Source organism: Mycobacterium sp. WMMD1722 (assembly GCF_049315205.1).
Lineage (GTDB): Bacteria > Actinomycetota > Actinomycetes > Mycobacteriales > Mycobacteriaceae > Mycobacterium.
The window spans coordinates 1,303,503-1,326,106 of sequence record NZ_CP186056.1; the positions used below are offsets into that span (position 1 = coordinate 1,303,503).

Annotated in this window: 18 protein-coding genes; 8 read left to right on the plus strand and 10 right to left on the minus strand. The window is 68.9% G+C overall.

Annotated elements, in window-relative coordinates; all coding sequences use genetic code 11:
* Positions 1-36: 36 nt before the first annotated feature.
* From ACN27E_RS06095 to treZ, 4 genes are read left to right on the plus strand one after another with little or no spacing between them, the layout of a single operon-like run.
* Positions 37-2,199, plus strand: coding sequence for an acyltransferase family protein (locus tag ACN27E_RS06095; RefSeq protein ID WP_422747417.1), 2,163 nt, complete (start codon positions 37-39; stop codon positions 2,197-2,199).
* Positions 2,200-2,201: 2 nt separating this feature from the next.
* Entirely contained in the window at positions 2,202-4,334 is a 2,133-nt protein-coding gene (gene glgX / locus ACN27E_RS06100; protein WP_422747419.1) for a glycogen debranching protein GlgX, read from the plus strand.
* A 1-nt stretch (position 4,335) separates the two neighbouring features.
* The gene (gene treY / locus ACN27E_RS06105) at positions 4,336-6,639 is read left to right on the plus strand and encodes a malto-oligosyltrehalose synthase (RefSeq protein WP_422747421.1); all 2,304 of its coding nucleotides are present in this window, start codon (positions 4,336-4,338) and stop codon (positions 6,637-6,639) included.
* On the plus strand, positions 6,632-8,368 hold the full coding sequence (treZ, locus tag ACN27E_RS06110; RefSeq protein WP_422747423.1) for a malto-oligosyltrehalose trehalohydrolase: 1,737 nt from the start codon (positions 6,632-6,634) through the stop codon (positions 8,366-8,368). Before treY ends, treZ begins: the two co-directional genes overlap by 8 nt.
* Here treZ and ilvA read toward each other — a convergent pair.
* Positions 8,365-9,648, minus strand: a complete 1,284-nt coding sequence (gene ilvA / locus ACN27E_RS06115) for a threonine ammonia-lyase IlvA (protein ID WP_422747425.1) — start codon at positions 9,646-9,648, stop codon at positions 8,365-8,367. The two genes, treZ and ilvA, sit on opposite strands and share 4 nt — an antisense overlap.
* Positions 9,649-9,685: 37 nt before the next feature.
* Positions 9,686-10,126 carry a nitroreductase family deazaflavin-dependent oxidoreductase gene (locus ACN27E_RS06120; protein WP_422747426.1) on the minus strand — a complete coding sequence of 147 codons (441 nt, stop codon included), beginning with the start codon at positions 10,124-10,126 and terminating at the stop codon, positions 9,686-9,688.
* Between the two features lie 100 nt (positions 10,127-10,226).
* Between ACN27E_RS06120 and ACN27E_RS06125 the strand changes: the two genes are divergently transcribed.
* A complete protein-coding gene (locus ACN27E_RS06125) occupies positions 10,227-10,457 on the plus strand; it encodes a hypothetical protein (protein WP_422747427.1) in 231 nt (76 codons plus the stop codon).
* On the opposite strand, the gene ACN27E_RS06130 is transcribed toward ACN27E_RS06125, so the two are convergent.
* Genes ACN27E_RS06130 through lspA form a run of 6 tightly spaced genes read right to left on the minus strand, consistent with a single transcriptional unit; the run spans position 10,454 to position 17,644 of the window.
* On the minus strand, positions 10,454-10,879 hold the full coding sequence (locus tag ACN27E_RS06130) for an SRPBCC family protein (RefSeq protein ID WP_422747429.1): 426 nt from the start codon (positions 10,877-10,879) through the stop codon (positions 10,454-10,456). The two genes, ACN27E_RS06125 and ACN27E_RS06130, sit on opposite strands and share 4 nt — an antisense overlap.
* Entirely contained in the window at positions 10,872-14,435 is a 3,564-nt protein-coding gene (gene dnaE / locus ACN27E_RS06135) for a DNA polymerase III subunit alpha (protein ID WP_422747431.1), read from the minus strand. Before dnaE ends, ACN27E_RS06130 begins: the two co-directional genes overlap by 8 nt.
* A 58-nt stretch (positions 14,436-14,493) precedes the next feature.
* Positions 14,494-15,141 carry a TetR/AcrR family transcriptional regulator gene (locus ACN27E_RS06140; RefSeq protein ID WP_422747432.1) on the minus strand — a complete coding sequence of 216 codons (648 nt, stop codon included), beginning with the start codon at positions 15,139-15,141 and terminating at the stop codon, positions 14,494-14,496.
* A gap of 39 nt (positions 15,142-15,180) precedes the next feature.
* Positions 15,181-16,065, minus strand: coding sequence for an EamA family transporter RarD (gene rarD, locus ACN27E_RS06145; protein ID WP_422747434.1), 885 nt, complete (start codon positions 16,063-16,065; stop codon positions 15,181-15,183).
* The gene (locus ACN27E_RS06150; RefSeq protein ID WP_422747436.1) at positions 16,062-16,991 is read right to left on the minus strand and encodes an RluA family pseudouridine synthase; all 930 of its coding nucleotides are present in this window, start codon (positions 16,989-16,991) and stop codon (positions 16,062-16,064) included. Before ACN27E_RS06150 ends, rarD begins: the two co-directional genes overlap by 4 nt.
* The gene (gene lspA / locus ACN27E_RS06155; protein ID WP_422747438.1) at positions 16,991-17,644 is read right to left on the minus strand and encodes a signal peptidase II; all 654 of its coding nucleotides are present in this window, start codon (positions 17,642-17,644) and stop codon (positions 16,991-16,993) included. Before lspA ends, ACN27E_RS06150 begins: the two co-directional genes overlap by 1 nt.
* A 42-nt stretch (positions 17,645-17,686) precedes the next feature.
* On the opposite strand from lspA, the gene ACN27E_RS06160 reads away from it, so the two are divergent.
* Positions 17,687-18,607, plus strand: a complete 921-nt coding sequence (locus ACN27E_RS06160) for an asparaginase (RefSeq protein WP_422747440.1) — start codon at positions 17,687-17,689, stop codon at positions 18,605-18,607.
* 162 nt (positions 18,608-18,769) lie between these two features.
* Complete coding sequence (locus tag ACN27E_RS06165; protein WP_422747442.1) at positions 18,770-20,107, plus strand: DUF222 domain-containing protein; 1,338 nt, start codon at positions 18,770-18,772, stop codon at positions 20,105-20,107.
* Between the two features lie 18 nt (positions 20,108-20,125).
* On the opposite strand, the gene ACN27E_RS06170 is transcribed toward ACN27E_RS06165, so the two are convergent.
* Positions 20,126-21,469, minus strand: a complete 1,344-nt coding sequence (locus ACN27E_RS06170; protein ID WP_422749660.1) for a DNA polymerase IV — start codon at positions 21,467-21,469, stop codon at positions 20,126-20,128.
* Positions 21,470-21,531: 62 nt separating this feature from the next.
* On the opposite strand from ACN27E_RS06170, the gene ACN27E_RS06175 reads away from it, so the two are divergent.
* Positions 21,532-21,744, plus strand: a complete 213-nt coding sequence (locus ACN27E_RS06175) for an RNA-binding S4 domain-containing protein (RefSeq protein ID WP_422747444.1) — start codon at positions 21,532-21,534, stop codon at positions 21,742-21,744.
* Here ACN27E_RS06175 and ACN27E_RS06180 read toward each other — a convergent pair.
* Positions 21,731-22,603 carry a winged helix-turn-helix transcriptional regulator gene (locus ACN27E_RS06180; RefSeq protein ID WP_422749662.1) on the minus strand — a complete coding sequence of 291 codons (873 nt, stop codon included), beginning with the start codon at positions 22,601-22,603 and terminating at the stop codon, positions 21,731-21,733. The two genes, ACN27E_RS06175 and ACN27E_RS06180, sit on opposite strands and share 14 nt — an antisense overlap.
* Between the last annotated feature and the right edge of the window lies 1 nt (position 22,604).

Consider the following 22,604-nt stretch of genomic DNA (forward strand, 5'->3'; position numbering starts at 1 on the left):
AGAGTAGCCCCGGGTTAGGTAAATTAGCCGTCAACCATGATCAGCCTCGCCCCTGCCCGGTCGGTGCGCCCCACGGACCGGGGCGGCACCCAGCCTGCCGCCATGGGAACGAGGGACTCCGGCTTCTACCGCCACGACCTCGACGGTCTACGCGGGGTGGCGATCCTGATGGTCGCGGTGTTCCACATCTGGTTCGGCCGGGTCTCCGGCGGCGTCGACGTGTTCCTCGCCCTGTCCGGCTTCTTCTTCGGCGGCCGGCTGTTGCGGGCGGCGCTGACCCCGGGGGTCCGGACGTCGCCGGTGACCGAGGTGACCCGGCTGATCCGCCGGCTGCTGCCCGCGCTGGTGGTGGTGTTGGCCGCCTCGGCGGTGCTCACCATCCTGATCCAGCCCGAGACCCGGTGGGAGACCTTCGCCGATCAGAGCCTGGCCAGCCTGGGCTACTACCAGAACTGGGAGCTGGCGTTCACCGCCTCGGACTATCTGCGGGCCAGCGAGACGGTCAGCCCGCTTCAGCACATCTGGTCGATGTCGGTGCAGGGGCAGTTCTATCTCGCGTTCCTGATCCTGATCCTCGGCTTCGCCGCCGCCTTCGGCCGGCCGCTCGGTCGGCATCTGCGCTTCGGCCTGGTGTTGTTGCTCACCGCGCTGACGATCGCCTCGTTCGTCTATGCGGTCTTCGAGCACAACACCGACCAGACTTTCGCCTACTACAACAGCTTCGCCCGCGCGTGGGAGCTGCTGCTCGGCGCCCTGGCCGGTGCGCTGGTCGGCCGCGTGCGCGCACCGATGTGGCTGCGCACCGCGGTCGCGACGGTCGCCCTGGCCGCGATCCTGTCGTGCGGCTGGTTCATCGACGGCGTCAAGGAGTTCCCCGGCCCGTGGACCCTGGTCCCGGTCGGGGCGACCGTGTTGTTCGTGCTGTCGGCCGCCAACCGCAGCGCCGACCCGTGTCTGACCGGCTCGGGCGACCGGCTGCCGCTGCCCAACCGGCTGCTGGCCACCACACCGCTGGTGCGGCTCGGTGCGATGGCGTATTCGCTGTATCTGTGGCACTGGCCGCTGCTGATCTTCCTGCTGGCCTACACCGGGCAGACCCGGGTGAACCTCTGGCAGGGCGCCGCCGTGCTGGCCGTCTCGTCCGCGCTGGCGTGGTTGACGATGCGATTCGTCGAGGAACCGCTGCGCTACCGCCGTCCGTCGGCCGCCGCACCGGCGGGCAACCGGCTGCGCCGGCCGACGATCGTGCTCGGCTCGACCGTCGCACTGCTGGGCGTCGCGTTGACGGCGACGTCGTTCACCTGGCGTGAGCACGTCACCGTGGCGCGCGCCAACGGCAAGGATCTGCCGACGCTCTCGCCCACCGAATATCCGGGGGCGCGGGCCCTGACCGAGCATGTGCGGGTGCCCAAGCTGCCCATGCGGCCGACCGTGCTCGAAGCCAAGAAGGACCTTCCGGTCACCACCACCGACGGCTGTATCAGCGACTTCGACAACGTCGGGGTGATCAACTGCACCTACGGCGACGAGACCGCCACCCGGACCATCGCGCTGGCCGGCGGGTCGCATGCCGAACACTGGATCACCGCACTGGACGTCCTGGGCAAGGCACACCACTTCAAGGTGGTCACCTATCTGAAGATGGGTTGTCCGCTGACCACCGAGGCGGTGCCGCTGGTGATGGGCAACAACCGGCCCTATCCCGAATGCCACCGGTGGAACGAACGCGTCATGCCGCGGCTGTTGGCCGACCACCCGGACTTCGTGTTCACCACCTCCACCCGGCCGTGGAACGTCAAGGACGGCGACGTCATGCCGGGGACGTATGTGGGGATCTGGGAGACATTGTCGCGCAATCACATTCCGGTTCTGGCCATGCGCGACACGCCGTGGCTGGTGCGGGACGGCGAACCGTACATCCCGGCGGACTGCCTGGCCGACGGTGGCGACGCGATCTCCTGCGGCATCGAGCGGTCCAAGGTACTCTCCGACGACAATCCGACACTGGCCTACGTCGGGCGGTTTCCGATGCTGAAGCCGCTCGACATGAGCGATGCGGTGTGTCGCGAGGACTACTGCCGCGTGGTGGAGGGAAATGTGTTGCTGTATCACGACGCTCACCACATCTCGGCGACGTATATGCGCACCATGGTCAACGAACTGGGACGTCAGATCGCCGCTGCCACCGGCTGGTGGTGACGGTGTCCCAGCACACCGTCTGGCCCGGTGAGGCCTACCCGCTGGGCGCCACGTACGACGGTGCGGGTACGAACTTCTCGGTGTTCTCCGAGGTCGCCGAACGCGTCGAGCTGTGCCTGATCTCCAAACGCGGTGTCGAGGAACGCATCGAGTTCGACGAGGTCGACGGCTTCGTCTGGCACGCCTATCTGCCGACGGTCACCCCCGGTCAGCGCTACGGCTTCCGGGTGCACGGCCCGTGGAACCCCGCGGCCGGGCAGCGCTGTGATCCCAGCAAGCTGCTGCTCGACCCGTACGGGAAATCGTTCTACGGCGACTTCGACTTCGGCCAGGCGCTGTTCTCCTACGACCTCGACGCCGAGGACCTCGCGTCCGGCGGCACACCGCCGCGCATCGACTCCCTCGGCCACACGATGACCAGCGTCGTGATCAACCCGTTCTTCCAGTGGGGTTCCGATCGGGCACCGCGCACGCCCTACCACGACACCGTGATCTACGAGGCCCACGTCAAGGGGATGACCCAGACGCATCCCGGGATCCCCGAGGAGCTGCGCGGCACCTACGCCGGGCTGAGCCACCCGGTGATCATCGACCACCTCAAGTCGCTCAACGTCACCGCGATCGAGCTGATGCCGGTGCACCAGTTCATGCACGACCACCGACTCCTGGACCTCGGATTACGAAACTACTGGGGATACAACACCTTCGGGTTCTTCGCCCCGCACTACCAGTACGCCGCCAACCAGCACGCCGGCGGTGCGGTGGCCGAGTTCAAGACCATGGTGCGGGCATTCCACGAAGCCGGTATCGAGGTCATTCTCGACGTCGTCTACAACCACACCGCCGAAGGCAACCACCTCGGGCCGACCATCAACTTCCGCGGAATCGACAACGCGGCCTACTACCGGCTGCTCGACGGGGACCTGCGCCACTACAAGGACTTCACCGGCACCGGCAACAGTCTCAACGCCCGCCACCCACACACCCTGCAGCTGATCATGGATTCGCTGCGGTACTGGGTGCTCGAGATGCACGTCGACGGATTCCGCTTCGATCTGGCGTCCACGCTGGCCCGGGAGTTCTACGACGTCGACCGGCTGAGCGCGTTCTTCGACCTGGTGCAGCAGGATCCGGTGATCAGCCAGGTGAAGCTGATCGCCGAACCGTGGGACGTCGGCGAGGGCGGCTACCAGGTCGGGAACTTCCCAGGTTTGTGGACCGAATGGAACGGGCAATATCGCGACACTGTGCGTGACTACTGGCGGGGCGAACCCGCGACCCTGGGCGAATTCGCCTCCCGCCTGACGGGATCATCAGACCTCTACGAGGCGACCGGCCGGCGCCCCAGCGCCAGCATCAACTTCGTCACCTGCCACGACGGCTTCACGATGAACGACCTGGTGTCCTACAACGAGAAGCACAACCAGGCCAACGGCGAGGACAACCGCGACGGCGAGAGCCACAACCGGTCGTGGAACTGCGGCGTCGAGGGTCCGACCGACGACCCGGCCATCACCGCACTGCGCGCCAAGCAGATGCGCAACATGATGGCCACGCTGATGGTCAGCCAGGGCACCCCGATGATCGCGCACGGCGACGAGATCGGTCGGACCCAGCGCGGGAACAACAACGTCTACTGCCAGGACTCCGAGATCTCGTGGATGGACTGGTCGCTGTGCGAGACCAACGCCGAACTCCTCGACTTCACCCGCAAGATGGTGTCGTTCCGCAAGAACCACCCGGTCTTCCGGCGCAGACGGTTCTTCGCGGGTAAGCCGATCCGCAGCGGCGATCAGGTGCGCGACATCGCCTGGCTGACGCCCGGCGGCACCGAGATGACGCCCCAGGACTGGGGCACCGGCCTCGGGCTGTGCGTCGCGGTGTTCCTCAACGGTGACGCGATCCCCGCGCCCAATGCGCGCGGCGAGCGGGTGATCGACGATTCGTTCCTGCTGTGCTTCAACGCCAGCGACACCGCGCAGGATTTCGTCCTGCCCGACGGGGACTACGCCGAGCAGTGGATCGCCGACGTCGACACCGCCGAACCCACCGGCGGGTCTGACCTGGTGGTCGCTGCGGGCGACACGGTGTCGCTGCACCCCCGGTCCCTGCTGATCCTGCGAAAGACGTTGTGACATGAGCGTTCTACCCGTGCTGTCCACCTACCGACTGCAGATGCGCGGAGCCGAGAGCGGACAGGCGTTCACGCTGTCCGACGCCGAGGCCCTGCTGGACTACCTCGACGACCTGGGTGTCTCCCACGTCTATCTCTCCCCCATCCTCACCGCGACGTCGGGCTCCACCCACGGCTACGACGTGACGGATCCGACGACGGTGTCCGCCGAACTCGGCGGCGCCGAGGCGCTCGCGTCGCTGTCGGCGGCCGCGCGGGCACGCGGACTCGGCGTCGTGGTCGACATCGTGCCCAACCACGTCGGCGTCGACGATCCGCAGCAGAACCGGTGGTGGTGGGACCTGCTGACCCACGGCCGAGAGTCGCAGTACGCGACGTACTTCGATGTCGACTGGAACGTCGACCCCGACGGGCGGATCCTGCTGCCGGTGCTGGGCTCCGACGACGACGCCAACGATCTGACCGTCGACCGGGACATGCTGCGGCTCGGCGACCTCGTCTTCCCCGTCGCCCCCGGAACCGGTACCGGCACCGGACCGGAGGTGCACGACCGCCAGCACTACCGGCTGATCGGCTGGCGCAACGGGATCTGCGGATATCGGCGGTTCTTCTCGATCACCTCGCTGGCCGGACTGCGCCAGGAAGACCACGACGTCTTCGAGGCGACGCACGCCGAGGTCAAGCGATGGTTCACCGAGGACCTCGTCGACGGCATCCGCATCGACCACCCCGACGGCCTGTCCGACCCCGCCGGCTATCTGGTCTGGCTGCGCGAACTCGTCGGGGAACAGGCCTGGATCGTGATCGAGAAGATCCTCGCCGTCGACGAACCGCTGGATCCGACGCTGCCGGTGGCGGGCACCACCGGATACGACTCGCTGCGGGAGATCGGCGGGCTGTTCGTCGACCCCGCCGGAGCCGACGCGCTGACCGCGCTCTACGAGACCACCGGCGTGGATTACGCCACGATGGGCCAGACCGCACGCCGGCTCAAGGTCGCGGCCGTCACCGACACCCTGGGCAGTGAACTGGCCCGGCTGCGCCGCACCGTCGTCGCGGCCACCGGACAGGACCACGAGCGGTTGCCCGCCGCGATCGCCGCGGTGATCAGCCACCTCGGCGTGTACCGCTCCGATTACCTCAACCTGGCCGCGGTGCTGCCGGTCGCGATCGCCGAGACCCTGGCCGAGGAGCCCGATTTCGCGGAGCCGCTGGCCATCGTGTCGGCCGCGATCGCCGCCCGCGGTGAGGCGGCGGTGCGCTTCCAGCAGCTGTGCGGGGCGGCGACCGCGAAGGCCATGGAGGACTGCCTGTTCTACCGCGACGCGCGGCTGGTCACGCTCAACGAGGTCGGCGGCGAACCCGAGTGGTTCGGCGTCAGCCCCGCCGAATTCCATCAGCGCGCCGCCGCCCGTGCACAGCTGTGGTCGCACGCCATGACCACCCTGTCCACCCACGACACCAAACGCGGCGAGGACGTGCGGGCCCGCATCGGCGTGCTGTCGCAGGTGCCGTCGCTGTGGGCGCAATACGTCGAGGGCTGGCTCGCGCGCACCTCGCCGCCCGATCGGGGTACGGCGCTGTTCCTGCTGCAGAACATCTTCGGGGTGTGGCCGCTCGACGGCGAGGTCTCCGACGAGCTGCGCGGGCGGCTGCACGCCTACGCCGAGAAGGCGATCCGTGAAGCCGCGCTGCACACCACCTGGAACGACCCCGACGAACAGTTCGAATCGGGCGTACACAGCTGGATCGACGCGGTGATCGACGGGCCGGTCGGCGTCGAGTTGACCCGCCTGGTCGAACAGCTCGACCCGCACGCCCGCAACGACAGCCTCGGCCAGAAGCTCCTGGCGCTGGTCGCGCCCGGCGTACCCGACGTCTACCAGGGCACCGAACTGTGGGACGACAGCCTGGTCGACCCCGACAACCGGCGCGCCGTGGACTACGCCGAACGGCGCAGCGCTCTGCGCGCCTCCCAGCACCCGAAGATCCGAGTGGTCCGCGCGGCGCTGCACACCCGCCGCGACCGACCCGCGACGTTCCTGGACGGCGGCTATACCCCGATGCCCGCCGCCGGCGCGGCGGCCGCGCACCTGATCGCGTTCCGGCGCGGCGCGGACGTCATCGCGGCGGCCAGCCGCCACACCGTCGCACTGGCCGAGAACGGCTGGGGCGACACGACATTGACACTGCCGACCGGCGACTGGACCGACCGGATCACCGGCCGCCGGGTGAGCGGATCCGTCGCCGCCGCCGATCTGTTCGCCGAACTCCCCGTGGTGCTCCTGGAGCGTGATCATGCCTGAATTCGCCGTCTGGGCCCCCCGGCCGCAGCGTGTGCAGCTCGACGTCGAGGGTGAGCTGCACCCGATGACCCGTGCCGAGGACGGGTGGTGGCGCACCGAGGTGGACGCCCCCGCCACGGCGCGTTACGGCTTCGTGCTCGACGACGACCCGAAGGTGCTGCCCGATCCGCGGTCGGCCCGCCAGCCCGACGGGGTGCACGAACGTTCGCAGCTGTGGAAGCCCGACCCGGACGCCTGGTCCGACGGGGACTGGGCGGGGCGCGGCATAGAGGGCTCCAGCAGAGGTCAAGTCATCTACGAGCTGCACACCGGAACCTTCACCCCCGAGGGGACCTTCGACGCGGCGATCGACAAGCTCGACCACCTGGTCGACCTCGGTGTCGACTTCGTCGAGTTGATGCCGGTCAACGCCTTCGGCGGAACGCACGGCTGGGGCTACGACGGCGTGCTGTGGTTCGCGGTGCACGAACCGTACGGCGGCCCCGACGGGCTGGTCCGGCTGATCGACGCATGCCACCGCCGCGGACTCGGCGTGCTCATCGACGCGGTGTTCAACCACCTCGGCCCGTCGGGCAACTATCTGCCGAAGTTCGGGCCGTATCTGTCGACCGGCAGCAACCCGTGGGGTGAGTCGATCAACATCGCCGACGCCGACGCCGACGAGGTGCGGCGCTACATCATCGACTGCGCGCTGCGCTGGATGCGCGACTTCCACGCCGACGGATTGCGCCTCGATGCGGTACACGCCCTGGTGGACACCACGGCGATCCACATCCTCGAAGAGCTGTCGGCCGAAACCGACGCGCTGGCAGCCGAACTCGGCCGGCCGCTGTCACTGATCGCCGAGAGTGACAAGAACGATCCGCGGCTCATCACCCCGCGCGATCGGGGCGGCTACGGAATGACCGCGCAGTGGGACGACGACATCCACCACGCCATCCACACCGCGGTGTCCGGCGAACGGCAGGGTTACTACGGAGATTTCGGCTCGATCGAGACCCTGGCCCAGACGTTGCGACACGGCTACTTCCACGCCGGCACGTATTCGTCGTTCCGGCACCGCCGCCACGGCAGGCCGCTGGACACCGCGACCATTCCGGCCACTCGCCTGCTCGCCTACACCCTGACCCACGATCAGGTCGGCAACCGGGCCGTCGGCGACCGGCCGTCGCAGAATCTGACCACCGGACAGCTCGCGGTCAAAGCGGCCCTGGCGCTCGGATCGCCCTATACCGCGATGCTGTTCATGGGTGAGGAGTGGGCCTCGTCGTCGCCGTTCCAATTCTTCAGCAGCCACCCCGAACCCGATCTCGCGCGGGCGACCGCCGAGGGCCGCAAGAAGGAGTTCGCCGAGCACGGCTGGGACGCCGACGAGATCCCCGACCCGCAGGACCCCGAGACGTTCCTGCGGTCCAAGCTCACGTGGGACGAGGTGACCGAGGGAGACCACGGGCGGCTGCTGGAGATCTACCGCGGCCTGATCGCGCTCCGCCGGAACGAACCGGACCTCGCGGACCCGTGGCTGGACCACATGACCGTCGACTTCGACGAGGACCGGCGCTGGATCGTGATGCGCCGCGGCAGGATCGCCGTGGCCTGCAACCTCGGCGCCGAATCCGTCGTGGTGCCGGTGTCCGGTGAGGTGCTGCTGGCCTGGGGTGGGCCCGCCGCCGAGGGCGACGGCACGCGGCTCGACGGACAGTCGTTCGCCGTGGTGCGGACCGGCTAGAGCAGGTACCGGTAGGCCGGTGAATCCGGCGCCAGGGTCTCGACGTGCATGTCGAGGGCCTGCATGCGGGCCAGCAGGCCGTCGAAGTCGGCGGCCGAGCCCAGCTCGATACCGACCAGCGCCTCACCGGTCTCCCGGTTGTTGCGTTTGACGTATTCGAACAGCGTGATGTCGTCGCTGGGACCGAGCACCTCGTCCAGGAAGCGGCGCAGCGCGCCCGGTTCCTGCGGGAAGTCCACCAGGAAGTAGTGCTTGAGCCCGAGGTGCACCAGGGAACGTTCGAGAATCTCGCCGTAGCGGGAGACGTCGTTGTTGCCGCCGGAGATCAGGCAGACCACCGTCGACCCCGGCGCCACCGCCGACTCGAGCAACCCGGCCACCGACAATGCGCCCGCGGGTTCGGCGATGATGCCCTCGTTCTGGTAGAGGTCGAGCATCGCGGTGCAGACCGCGCCCTCGTCGACTGCGGTCAGCGACACCATGTCACCCGCGGCGCTGAGCACCTCGAACGGCCTCGCTCCGGCCCGGGCCACCGCCGCGCCGTCGACGAACTGGTCGACGTGGTCGAGGGTGACCGGCCGGCCTGCGGTCAGCGCCGCCAGCATGGACGCCGCGCCGGCCGGTTCGACACCGAGGATCGAGGTGCCCGACGTCCGCTCGGCGAAGTAGGTGGTGAGCCCGGAGATGCAGCCCCCGCCGCCCACCGGGACGACCACCAGATCGGGTTCGGCGCCGAGGTCGTCGAGGATCTCCGGGGCGATCGTGCCCTGACCGGCCATCGTGCGCACATCGTCGTAGGGCGGTACCAGCGTCGCCCCGGTGCGGCCGACGTCGTCGAGCGCGGCGGCCGCGGCCAGGTCGTAGGTGGAGCCGACAGCGATCAGCTCGATGAACTCGCGGCCGTGGTAGCGGATGCGGTCCCGCTTCTGTTTGGGCGTCTTGGCGGGCACGTACACCCGGCCTTTGACGCCCATGGTGCGGCAAGCCAGGGCGAAGCCCTGCGCATGGTTACCCGCCGAGGAGCACACCACGCCGGCGGCCAGCTCGTCGGCGGAGAGCTGCGAGAGCAGGTTGAACGCCCCGCGCAGCTTGTAGGAGCGCACCGCCTGAAGATCCTCGCGCTTGAGGTAGACCGACGCGTCCGTGGCTTCGGAGAGCCGCTCGGAGTATTGCAGCGGGGTCCGGATCACCACGCCGGCAATCCGCGCAGCCGCCTCGTCGATATCGGTCGCGGACAGCGACGGCGAGGTACGAGGTTGCTGGCTCAGGTCGGCGGACACCGGTCAATGGTGCCACTGCGACCTGCGACGGCGAAAATCAGTTCCCGACGGGCGTCAGCACGAAGACCGGGATCTCGCGGTCGGTCTTGTCCTGGTAGTCGGCGTAGTCGGGGTACGCCTCGACGGCGCGTTCCCACCACTGCGCTTTCTCCTCGCCGAACACCTCACGCGCGTCGTACTCGGCGGTCGCGGGGCCGTCCTGCAACTCGACGCGGGGATTCTGCTTGATGTTGAAGTACCAGACCGGATGTTTGGGTGCCCCGCCGAGAGATGCCACCACGGCGTACTCGCCCTGATGCTCGACCCGCATCAACGGCGTCTTGCGCAATTTGCCCGTCTTGGCGCCGACGGTGGTGAGCAGGATGACCGGGCGGCCGCCGAGTTCGGTGGCCTCCGTCCCGCCCGATTCCATGTATTTCTCGGCCTGCTCGCGGGCCCAATCCGAGGTACTCGGTTCATATTCTCCGGTCAGCGGCATGAATTCAGCTTAGGCGGGTACGACCGGCGCTCGACCTTTTTCCGGCCTGATCCGCGAGTTCGGCTGGCCGAACTCTTTCTCGACAGGTACCCTGAAACTCGTGACCACCGCCGGCAACTTCCGCTCCCACGTCGCCCGCGCGACGTGCGACGTCAGCGTCGCCGGCGTTCCCTGGCCGGCGTACAAGCTCTACGCCCTACTCGTGGGGTTCCTCGTCGTCGCCGTCGCCGGCGTCCTGACGATGAGCGCGTCGGTCGCGGTCCTGTCCGGCGCCGCCGCGGCCACCGTCACGTGGTTCGGATTCGCCGTGTACTGCGCCGCGCGGCGCTAACCGTCCTCGACCAGCCGGCGAAGCGTCGCCAGATCCGCGGCCACCGCCGCGGCATCGGCGTCGAACTCCTCGACCGTCATCCCGGGCCGACGGCGCACGGTGAACATCACCTCACACCGCTGCTCCCCCGGACCCGACGGCACGATGCGGAACGGGTTGTAGACCGCCTCCCCGGACGGCAGCCGGACCAGATGGTCGAGCACCCCGAATGCGTTGGGCGGGGAGAACTCGACGAGCACCCTGCCCATCGGCGAATCCGCCTCCCAGCCTTCTGCACCACGCCGCAGCTCCCCCGCCGCCAGACCGGCCGCCCAGCGGGGCCACGTCTGCGGATCGGCGACGAAGTCGTAGACCACCTCCGGGGCCGCGTCGATCCACAGGCTGACGTGGCGAGAGACGACGGGATCCGCCGGCTCAACCACCGAGACACCCGGGGCCGAGCAGGGCCTTGAGGTCGCCCATCAGCGCCGAAGACGGTGTGACGCGCAGCTTCTGGTCGAGTTCCAGGGTGGTGATGCGCTCACCGCTGATCAGCCGCAGATGGACCTGCGAGGTGCCCGGGTGATTGGCCAGCACCTGTTTGAGCGCGCTGACCTTGTCGACCGTGCACTGGCGGGTGGGCAGGCTGACCGCCAGCGGCCGGTCGACCTGGGCGCTGGAGAAGTCCGGCACCACCAGTTCATGAGCGATGAGCGCGATGCGGTCGTCCCGGGCGGCCACCTTGGCCTTCACCAGCACCACGACATCGTCGGCGATCTCGGCGCCGAACAGCGAATAGGTCTGCGGGAAGAACAGCACCTCGATGCCACCGGTGAGGTCCTCCAATTGCGCTGAGGCCCAGGGCAAACCATTCTTGTTGACGCGTCGGTTGACCGAGGCCAGAATGCCGCCGACGAGCACCTGCGCATCGTTGGCGACGTCGCCGTCGAGAATCGCGGGGATCTGGGTGTCCACCTGGGCGGCCAGCAGGTGGGCCACACCGTTGAGTGGATGTCCGGAGACGTACAGGCCCAGCATCTCGCGCTCGAGCGCGAGTTTGTGCTTGTCCTCCCACTCCTCGTCGGGGACGCGGATGGTGAACACCGCGTCGGTCCCGCCGGCGTCGTCACCGCCGCCGAACAGATCGAACTGGCCCATCGCCTCGGCCTTCTTGGTGCCCAGCACCGAGTCGACGGCGTCGGTGTGCACCAGGAACAGGCCCTTGCGGGGGTGTTTGAGCGAGTCGAACGCGCCGGCCTTGATCAGCGACTCCGTCACCTTCTTGTTGCAGGCCGCGATGTCGATCTTGTTCAGATAATCCGAGAAATCGGTGAACGCACCCCGCTCGGTGCGCGTGTTGACCAGCGAGGCAACCACATTCGCGCCGACGTTGCGCACCGCGCCCAGGCCGAAGCGGATGTCCTCGCCGACCGAGGCGAAATTCTGCACCGATTCGTTGACGTCGGGCGGCAGCACGGTGATGCCCAGTCGGCGGCAGTCAGCCAGGTACACCGCGGCCTTGTCCTTGTCGTCGCCGACCGACGTGAGCAGACCGGCCATGTACTCCGCCGGGAAATTCGCCTTCAGATACGCCGTCCAGTACGACACCAGGCCGTATCCGGCGGCATGCGACTTGTTGAACGCGTACCCGGCGAACGGGAGGATGGTGTCCCACAGCGCCTTGACGGCCTTCTCCGAGAAACCGTTGTTGGTCATGCCCTCGTGGAAGCCCTTGTATTCGGCCTCGAGCACCTCGAGCTTCTTCTTGCCCATGGCCTTGCGCAGCGCGTCGGCCTTACCCATCGTGTACGAGGCGACCTTCTGGGCGATGAACATGATCTGCTCTTGGTAGACGATCAGACCGTAGGTCTCGGCGAGGATCTCCTTGAGCGGTTCCTCGAGCTCGGGGTGGATCGGCTTGATGGGCTGTCGGTTGTTCTTGCGGTCGGCGTAGTCGTTGTGGGCGTTCATGCCCATCGGACCGGGCCGGTACAGGGCAAGCACCGCGACGATGTCGTTGAACTCGGTGGGCTGCATGCGGCGCAGCAGATCCCGCATCGGACCGCCGTCGAGCTGGAACACCCCGAGGGTGTCGCCGCGGCCGAGCAGTTCGTAGGCCTTCGGATCGTCCAGCGGCAGTGTGTCCAGGTCGAGGTCGATACCGCGGTTGGCTTTGATGTTCTCGATGCAGTCGCCGATGATGGTGAGGTTGCGCAACCCCAGGAAGTCCATCTTCAGCAGGCCGATTGCCTCGCAGGAGGGATAGTCCCAGCCGGTGATCACCGCACCGTCCTGCGGACGGCGCCACAGCGGGATCGCGTCGATGAGCGGTTCGGAGCTCATGATCACCGCGCAAGCGTGCACACCCGCGTTGCGGACCAGGCCCTCCAGTCCCCGGGCGGTCTCGTAGATGGTCCGCACATCCGGGTCGGTGTCGATGAGCGCGCGGACCTCGGCGGCTTCCTTGTACCGCTCGTGATTCGGATCGGTGATGCCGGACACCGAGATGTCCTTGGCCATGATCGGCGGGGGTAGCGCCTTGGTGATGCGGTCGGCGATCGCGAAGCCCGGCTGCCCGTAGTGCACGCGGGCCGAATCCTTGAGCGCCGCTTTGGTCTTGATGGTGCCGAAGGTGATGACCTGGGCGACCCGGTCGCTGCCCCACTTGTTCGCGGCGTAGCGCAGCATCTCACCACGGCGGCGGTCGTCGAAGTCGATGTCGATATCGGGGGCCGAGGGGCGTTCGGGGTTGAGGAACCGCTCGAACAGCAGACCGTGCGGGATCGGGTCGATGTTGGTGATGCCCAGCGCATAGGCCACCAGCGAACCGGCCGCCGAACCGCGGCCGGGCCCGACGCGGATGTCGACGGACTTCGCATAGTTGATCAGGTCGGCCACGATCAGGAAGTAGGACGGGAAACCCTTGTCGCAGATGACCTTGATCTCGTACTCGGCGCGGTCGACGTAGTCGCCCGGTACCGCGCCACCCGAATGCTGGAAGCGCCGTGCCAGCCCGGCCATCACCTCGTGGTGCAGCCAGGTGGCCTGATCGTGGCCTTCGGGCACCGGGAAGATCGGCATCCGGTCGCGCGGGGCCCACACATCGGCATAGGACTGCACCCGCTCGGCGATCAGCAGGGTCGAATCGCAGGCGCCGGGCACCTGGTCGTCCCACAGCGCCCGCATCTCCGCGGCCGACTTCAGGTAGTAGCCGTCTCCGTCGAATTTGAAGCGGGCCGGATCCGACAGCGTCTTACCGGTCTGAATGCACAGCAGCGCCTCGTGGTTCTGGGAGGCGTCGCGGGTGACGTAGTGGCAGTCGTTGGTGGCCAGCGGCGGGATCCCGAGCTTCTGCCCGATGTCCAGCAGCCCCTCACGCACCCGCCGCTCGATGGACAGGCCGTGATCCATCAGCTCGAGGAAGAAATTCTGCGGTCCGAAGATCTCGCGCCACTTTGCGGCGGCCTCCAGCGCCTCCCGGTCGTGGCCGAGGCGCAACCGGGTCTGCACCTCCCCCGACGGACACCCGGTGGTGGCGATGATGCCCTCGGCGTGCTCGGCGATGATCTCGGCGTCCATGCGCGCCCACTTGCCGAGCTGACCCTCGAACGAGGCCAGCGAAGACAGCTTGAACAGGTTGCGCAGACCTGTCGCGTTCTCGGCGACCATCGTCATATGGGTGTAGGAGCCGCTGCCCGAGACGTCGTCGGACTTCTGGCCCGGATCACCCCACAGCACCCGTTTGGTCTCGAACCGGGAGGCCGGTGCGATGTAGGCCTCGATGCCGATGATCGGCTTGATGCCGGCGTCGGTGGCGGCGTTGTAGAACTCGCTGGCGCCGAACATGTTTCCGTGGTCGGTCATACCGATCGCCGGCATCTCGAGGCGCTTGGCCTCGGCCAGCATCGGCTTCACCTTCGCCGCACCGTCGAGCATCGAATACTCGGTGTGGTTGTGGAGGTGAACGAACGACCCCGAGGATGGCGACTGACCGGTCATAGGGTTGCCAGTCTATGGCCGCCGACCGACACGGCCCCGGCGTGTCGCGGCACGTGTCTCACGAATCTGCCGGCACGTCGGGGACGTCGGGTACCAACCCGTTGGCGAACAGCGAGATGAGCTGCCCGCTGATCGGGCCGAGGTCACCGGTGAAGGCGGCGTGGAACGCCATTCCGTAGAGGATCACCTGCAGAAGATCGGTGACGGCCTCGCCCTCGGTGTCGGGTGTCAGTTCGCCGTTGCGGACCGCGTCACCGACCAGCCGGGACAGGAACGCCCGGATCGGTGAGGCGCCGACGTGCTGCAGTTCCGGGTTGCGATGGAACTCCAGGCGAGCGCTGATCAGGAACGGCATCATCGACGGGTCGCGCCGTTCGACCTGCCGGACGGCGTCGACGAACGTCGAGAGCCGGCCGAGCAGCGTCGGCGACTCCATCGCCGTACCCGCGCAGTGGGCGATGACGCTGCGGGCCTCCTCGACGATCGCCTCGTAGAGATCTTCGCGAGTGGAGAAGTAATAGTGCAGGGTCGGCCGGCTCAACCCGGTGCGTTTGGAGACGGCCTGGAAGGTCATCGCCGGATAGCCGCGCTCGTTGAGTACCTCGCGGCCGGCGCGGACGATCTGCTTGCGGGTCCGGGCCGAATCAGCGCCCACCGGGCGGCCGCGCACGCGCGGAGCCGGCTTGACCCGGCTCTTGCGCTGCACTCAGCGAACGTAGGACATCGCCGGATGGCTGGCAACCGGCTATGTACTCACCTGTGGGGCCGAGCGTCGGCGCAGCGCGTCGACGGTGAGCAGCGCCAACGCCACCCAGATGAGCCCGAACCCGATCCACCGGCCGACGGGCATGGGTTCCCCGCCGACGAACACTCCCCAGGCCATCTGCAGGCCGGGGTTGATGTAGAACAGCATCCCCAGCGTCACCAGCGGGAGGCGCTGCGCGGCGGCGGCGAACAGCAGCAGCGGCACGGCGGTGATCGGCCCGGAGAGCACCATCAGCACCGAATGTCCGGCGCCCGCGCTGAGGAAGTGGCCCTGACCCTGCACCGCCAGGACGGCCACGAAGCCCAGCGCCACCGGCAGGGACAGGAAATTCTCCACCGCCACACTCACCCGCGGGTCGGCCACGACCACCTTCTTCACCAGTCCGTACAGGGCGAACGACACTGCGAGCACCCCGGCGATGTAGGGCGGGTCGCCCACCCCGGCGGTCAGCACCGCGACCGCCACCACGGCGATGAGCAGGGCGGTGACCTGCCACCGGTTGATGCGCTCCCGGAACACCAGCACGCCCAACGCCGCCGTCACCAGGGGATTGATGAAATATCCGAGCGCGGCATCGACGACATGGCCGTTGGTCGCGGCGTAGATGTAGGTGCCCCAGTTGATCGCGATCAGCACCGCGGCGACCATCAGCAGCAGCCACGTGCGGCCGCTGAGGCGCTTCAGGTCACCGAACCGGCGGGCGATCAGCAGGACGACCGCCATGCAGACCGCGCTCCACACGATCCGGTGCGCCAGCACCTCCAGCGAACCGGCGGGCAGCAGCAGCGGGAAGAAGCCCGGGCACAGCCCCCACCACACGTAGGCGCCGGTGCCGAAGATCCAGCCAGAGCGCTGCCCGTTCAACGGGCGTGCCGGCGCAGGACGTCCAGCGCGGATTGCAGGTCCTGCGGATAGGGGCTGGTGATCTCGATGCGACGGCCGTCGGCCGGATGCGCGAAGGCCAGGGACCGGGCATGCAACCACTGCCGTTCCAGTCCCAGTTTTTTGGCCAGTGTCGGGTCCGCACCGTAGGTGAGGTCCCCGCAGCACGGGTGGTGCAGGGCGGCGAAATGCACCCGGATCTGATGGGTGCGACCGGTTTCCAGATGCACGTCGAGCAGGCTGGCCGCCTGATGCGCCTCCAACGTGTCGTAGTGGGTGATGCTGTTACGGCCGCCCTCGACCACCGCGAATTTCCAGTCGTTGCCCCGGTGGCGGCCGATCGGCGCGTCGATGGTGCCGCTGCTCGGATCGGGATGACCCTGTACCAGCGCGTGGTAGCGCTTGTCGACGGTGCGCTGCTTGAACGCCCGTTTGAGGACCGTGTACGCCCGCTCCGACAGCGCCACCACCATGACGCCCGAGGTACCGACATCGAGACGGTGCACGATGCCCTGACGTTCGTGGATACCCGAGGTGCTGATCCGGAAGCCCGCAGCCGCCAAGCCGCCGAGCACCGTCGGCCCGTGCCAGCCGACCGTGGCGTGCGCCGCGACCCCGGGCGGTTTGTCGACGGCGACGATGTCGTCGTCGGAGTAGAGGATGCTCATCCCCTCGATGTCGACCGGCGTGTTCTCCACCGGCGCGGGCGCCTCGGGCAGCCGGACCTCGAGCCAGGCGCCCGCGGTGAGCCGGTCCGACTTACCCGCAGGAGCGCCGTCGAGTTCGACACCGCCGTCTTCGGCGATATCGGCCGCGGCGGTGCGGGACAGCCCGAGAAGCCGGGCCAGGCCGGCGTCGACACGCATACCGGCCAGCCCCTCGGGAACCGGCATCGAACGGGTGGCCACTAGGACGGATCAGCCTCGGGCTCGGCGCCCGGCTGGCGCCTCCCGACCGACTCCGATGCGTCGTCCGGCTGGCGCCTCTCGACCGACTCCGATGCGTCGTCCGGCTGGCGCCTCCCGACGGTGTCAAAGTCGAAGCCGAACACCGACAGCACCACCAGCAGAATCGCTCCCCCGACCACCGACGGATCGGCCACGTTGAACACCGGCCACCAGCCGATCGACAGGAAGTCGACCACGTGTCCGCGCAGCGGCCCCGGTGACCGGAAGAACCGGTCCATCAGGTTGCCCATCGCCCCGCCGAGGATCATCCCCAGGCCGAGCGCCCACCACGGCGACACCAGGCGCCGGCCCATCCAGATGATGCCGATCACCACACCGGTCGCCACCAGCGTCAACACCCACGTGTAGCCGGTCGCCATCGAGAACGCCGCACCCGAATTGCGCACCAGCGTCCAGGTCACCGTGTCGCCGATGATCGACACCGGCTGACCGGGGGTGAGCAGCCGCACCGCGAGCACCTTGGTCACCACGTCCAGCGCGAGCACGACCGCCGCGACCGACAGCAGCAGACGCAGCCGCCGGCGCGGCCGCGGTGCCACCGGTTCGGCGGCAGCGGTCGCGGGCTCCGCCGGGCCCGGGGATTCGTCAGTCACACCACCATCATCCCAAACGCGCGGTGGGCGACAATTCCCCGTGTGAGCATCGTCGTGATCAGCACCGGCGGCACCATCGCCACCAGCACCGACGCCGACGGCGTGCGCCGGCCCGACCGCACCGGCGCCCAGCTGACCGCCGGCCTCGACGTGACGGTGGTGGATCTGCTGCGTCGGGACAGCTCCCAGCTGGGCCCGCCGGAGTGGGATCTGATCGGGGCGGCGGTGGCGTCGGTGGTCGCCGACGGCGCACGGGGTGTGGTGGTCACCCATGGCACCGACACGCTCGAGGAGACGGCGCTCTGGCTCGACCTGACCTACGCCGGGCCGGCGCCGGTGGTGCTGACCGGCGCCATGCGCAGCGCCGACGCCCCCGACGCCGACGGGCCGGCGAACCTGCGCGACGCGCTGACCGTCGCCGGTGACCCCGCGGCCGACGGCGTCCTGGTCGCGTTCGCCGGGCGCGTCCGCCAGCCGCTCGGCCTGAACAAGCGGGGTGGCGGCGAACTCGACTGTTTCGCCGGACCGCAGCTGGGCGTGGTGTCCGAGGGCCGGTTCACCCGCACCGGGGAGCGGACGGGACCTGCCTTCGGTTCGCTGTCGGCCGCCGACGCCCCCCGGGTGGACATCGCGGCGGCGTACGCGGGCAGTGATGCGGTGGCGCTGCGGGCCTTCGCCGCGGCGGGTGCGCGGGCGGTCGTGCTGGAGGCCATGGGGTCGGGCAACGCCGGGGACGACGTGGTCGACGGCGTACGACGGTTGTGCGCCGACGGCGTCGTGGTGGCGGTGGCCACCAGGGTGCCGGGCGGTCGGGTCAGCCCCGCCTACGGTCCCGGGCGGGACCTGGCCGACGCCGGGGCGGTGGTCGTTCCCACGCTGCGCCCCCCGCAGGCCCGGGTGCTGCTGATGGCCGCGCTCGCAGCGGGCGAGTCGCCGGGCGAGGTGCTCGGGCGCTGGGGATGAGCGGTACCGCGCGTCCGGTCTCGCTGGATTTCGTCGAGAGTGCGTGTCTGTACGCGACACGCCGCGCACCATGCGCACACTCGGCGAAAATTTCGAAAAGAGTTGTCCACAAGTAGCTTTCGCCCGGCGATCTTGTCGGTGGTTCGCACTAGTGTTCGAAGTATGGACAGGGACGACCTGCGGGCGGCGCTCGAGCGGTGGGACGCTGTCCGCGCCGAACTGGCGGCCTTCCCGTTCGAGACGCTGACCACCAGTGAACGGTTGGCGATGGTCGAACACGTCGAACGCGTGCAGCGCCAGGATCGAGCCTTGAGTCATACGGTGGTCGCCGCGTTCATGGACGACATCGACCCCCATGTGTTCGGCGAGCGCAGTGCTCGCGCGGTGCTCGCCACCCGCCTACACCTCACCGACGGTGAAGCCAGTACTCGGATCAAAGACGCCGCGCTGCTGGGCCCGCGACGGTCACTCACCGGAGAACGGCTACCCCCGCTGTTGGCCGAGGCCGCCGCCGCACTGGAACGTGGCGACATCGGCGAGCAGCACGTCGCCGAGATCCGCAAAGCCCTCACACGGCTCCCCGGCTGGGTCGACGACGCCACCCGCGCACTGGCCGAACGGACCCTGGCACGTCAAGCCGCGGGCCTCAACCCCGACCACCTGCGCGCCGCAGCACAGCGCCTCATCGCGCTGCTCGACCCCGACGGTGATGAACCCGATGACGAACGACAGCAACGCAGGCGATACCTCAAAAAGGGCACCCAAGAGCACGACGGCATGACCCCCATCCACGGGCTACTCGACCCAGAAGCGGCCGCCCTGCTCGACGTCGTTCTCGCCAAACACGGCCAGCCCGGCGCGAACATGACCGGTGCGACCGGGATAGACCTGCGCTCCACCGGGCAACGCCACCACGACGCGCTGAAAACCGGGCTGCGCGACGTCGTCGGCTCCGGAATCCTCGGCCAGATCAACGGGTTTCCCGCCACCATCGTCGCCACCACCACGGTGAAAGACCTGGAGAGTGGCAGCGGTTGGGCCGACACCGCCAGCGGCACCCGACTACCCGTACGCGACCTCATCGCCATGGCCGGGCGATCGCGGCACTACCTCGCCGTCTTCGACGACCACCACCGAGAAGTGCTCTACCTCGGCCGAAGCAAACGCTGCGCATCGACCGCCCAGCGGCTGGCGTTGTTCGCCCGTGACATCGGCTGCACGCGCCCCGGCTGCCCGAAACCCGCCTTCGAGTCCCAGGCCCATCACGAGAAAGACTTCTCTGCGGGCGGGCGCACCGACATCGACACACTGGCCCTGGCCTGCCAATCCGACAACCTCACCGTTGAAGAAACCGGCTGGACCACCACCCGCCGCAACGGCCACACCCAATGGCACCCACCCCCGGCACTCGACACCGGCCAAACCCGCATCAACCACTACTTCCACCCCGACCGCTACCTTCACGACACCGCGGGAGATGACGATGAAGAACCCGAATAACGTTGCGCGACAGCGATATCAGTGCTCCGGATCGTTGTCGACCAGACCCGCGACGAATTCCGGCCAATCCAGGCTGTCGACCGGATTGGCCCGCACCACCTCGGGCGCGCCGACCGGGAAGGTCCGCGTCGGGCCTGGCCCGGTGCTGCGGGTCTCGAACCGCACCGTCATGACGCCGTGCCCGGCACCCTGGATCCATCCGTGACCCAGTTCGGGATGGGCGACGTCGTCGCCGACCCGCCACGCCGGCGGCGTGGCCGCGGCCGCGCTGACGGTCGGCGGCAGGGTGGACGCGCTGCCGTGCTGATCGTCCTCGGCGATCAACTCCAGATCCGGGAACAGGGACTCCTGCCGGATCTCGGTGAGGCCCGAAAACCCGACGCCGACAAGGCGAATCGGCCCGATCTCGGCGGGGTCGAGCAGCAGCCGCCGCGCCGTGGCGATGAGGGTGGGCGCGTCGGTGGTGGCATAGGGCAGGGTGGCCGAGCGGGTCAGCGTGCTCATATCGGATTTCTTGAGTTTGACCGTCACCGTGCGCGCGCCGCGGCCGTCCTTGGCCAGCCGCCGGTGCGCATGCTCACCGATCGGGCCCGCCGCCTCCCGGAGCTGGTCGAGGGTGATGAGGTCCTGCGGAAAGGTGGACTCGGCGCTGATCTGCTTGGCCTCCGCGCGTTCGGCCACCGGCCGGTCGTCGATGCCGCGGGCCAGCCGGTGCAGCGCCGGACCGATGGTGCCACCGAGGACGTCGGCCGCCTCGGCGTCCGACAGCGCAGCCAGCCGCCCGATGGTCTCGATGCCCAGGCGGTGCAGCTTCTCCTCCGCGACCGGTCCGATCCCCCACAGTTTCCGGACGGGCAGGCCGTCGAGCAGGGCGCGCTGCTCATCGGGCCGGACCACCCTGATCCCGTCCGGTTTGGCCAGACCCGAGGCGATCTTGGCCAGCTGCTTGCCCGAGCCGGCCCCCACCGACGCGACCAGCCCGGTCTCCTGCCGGACCTTCGCACGCAGCCGTTCACAGAACTGCTCGGCGTCCGTGGCCGACGCGCCGGCCAGTTCGGCCGGCTCACCGAATGCCTCGTCGAACGACAGCTGCTCCAGCACGGGCACCAGGGTTCGCACGGTGTGGAACACCCGGCGACTCGCGACGCCGTAGACCACGCCGCGGGGCGGCAGCACCACCGCCGGCGCGCCGACCATCCGGCGCGCCTGGTGCATCGGCATCGCCGACCGCGCGCCGTGCACCCGCGCCTCGTAGCTCGCGCCGGCCACCACGCCGCGCCCGCCCAGACCGCCGACCAGGACGGGCCGGCCGCGCAGTGTCGGGCGGGTCAGCTGCTCGACCGACGCGAAGAACGCGTCCATGTCCAGGTGCAGGACCCACCGCGCGTCCACACCCGCCGATGCTAGGGGGTTAGCCTGACACCGTGCGCGAGGTGCCGATCAGTGACGAGTCGATTCGCCTCGGGCAGTTCCTCAAACTCGCCTCGTTGATCGACAGCGGAGCGGACGCCAAAGCCGTGATCGCCGAGGGCATGGTGACGGTCAACGGTGCGGTGGAGACGCGGCGCGGGCGGCAGCTGCGCGCCGGCGACACCGTCGCCCTGGGGGCCGAGACCGCCCGCGTCACCCGCGGCTGACCACCCGGACCGCCTCGGCCGTCACGGTCTGCCCGCACTGATCGCAGCCCAGCTCGGGGACGAAGTCCGCGCCGCAAGCGGTATGCGTGAGCATGAGCGCAGGACCCTCCGGCGTGCCGAACCACTCCTGCGCCCAGTGGATCGCGGCCGCCACCACCGGATAGAACGCCCGGCCCTTGGGCGTGAGGGGGTACTCCGACCAGTCCGCGCGGCGCGGGTGGGCGGCGGCCTGCAGCACCCCGATGTCGCAGAACACCCGCAGGTGTTCGGAGACCAGCGCGGCCGGTGCGCCCAACCGGGCCTGGAAGTCGCCGAAACGTCTGGTCCCGAGGAACGCTGCGCCGACGATCGCCGCCGCCCAGCGGTTACCGAAGATCGCCATCGTCTCGGGGAACAGGCCCGGCGCCTCGCCACGGGCCCGCCGGCGGGTGGCCCCGCGCGGTACCGACCGCTGCCAACCCCCGCTGGGACCCCACCGTCCCGCGATGTCGGCGGACTCCACGGGGCGTCGGCATGCGGCGCACCGCAGCACCGGGGAGAACTCCGCCCGGCAGCCGGTGTGCTCCATCGCCGGCAGCGTCGCGACGTGCGCGCCGACCCAGGTGCGTTCCCAGTGCCAGATCGACACCAGCACCGGCCACAGGGCCCGGCAGCGCGAGGTGGGCTGGTATCCCGCGCGCAGCGGCTGCTCCTGGTACACCTGCCGCTCCAGCAGTCCGTCGTCGACCAGGGCCCGCAGGCGCGTGGTCAGCACGGCGGTCGAGATGGGCAGCGTGGCGAAGTCGGTGAAGCGGCGCGCACCCAGCAGTGACTCGCGCACGATCAGCAGAGTCCACTCGTCACCGAGCAGGCCCAGCATC

Excerpts from the sequence above, each read along its gene's own strand:
- treZ (WP_422747423.1), top strand. The coding sequence starts at position 6,632 with ATGCCTGAATTCGCCGTCTGGGCCCCCCGGCCGCAGCGTGTGCAGCTC.
- treY (WP_422747421.1), top strand. The coding sequence starts at position 4,336 with ATGAGCGTTCTACCCGTGCTGTCCACCTACCGACTGCAGATGCGCGGA.
- ACN27E_RS06170 (WP_422749660.1), bottom strand. The coding sequence starts at position 21,469 with ATGGACGCGTTCTTCGCGTCGGTCGAGCAGCTGACCCGCCCGACACTG.
- ACN27E_RS06165 (WP_422747442.1), top strand. The coding sequence starts at position 18,770 with ATGGACAGGGACGACCTGCGGGCGGCGCTCGAGCGGTGGGACGCTGTC.
- ACN27E_RS06120 (WP_422747426.1), bottom strand. The coding sequence starts at position 10,126 with ATGCCGCTGACCGGAGAATATGAACCGAGTACCTCGGATTGGGCCCGC.
- dnaE (WP_422747431.1), bottom strand. The coding sequence starts at position 14,435 with ATGACCGGTCAGTCGCCATCCTCGGGGTCGTTCGTTCACCTCCACAAC.
- ACN27E_RS06095 (WP_422747417.1), top strand. The coding sequence starts at position 37 with ATGATCAGCCTCGCCCCTGCCCGGTCGGTGCGCCCCACGGACCGGGGC.
- ACN27E_RS06180 (WP_422749662.1), bottom strand. The coding sequence starts at position 22,603 with ATGCTGGGCCTGCTCGGTGACGAGTGGACTCTGCTGATCGTGCGCGAG.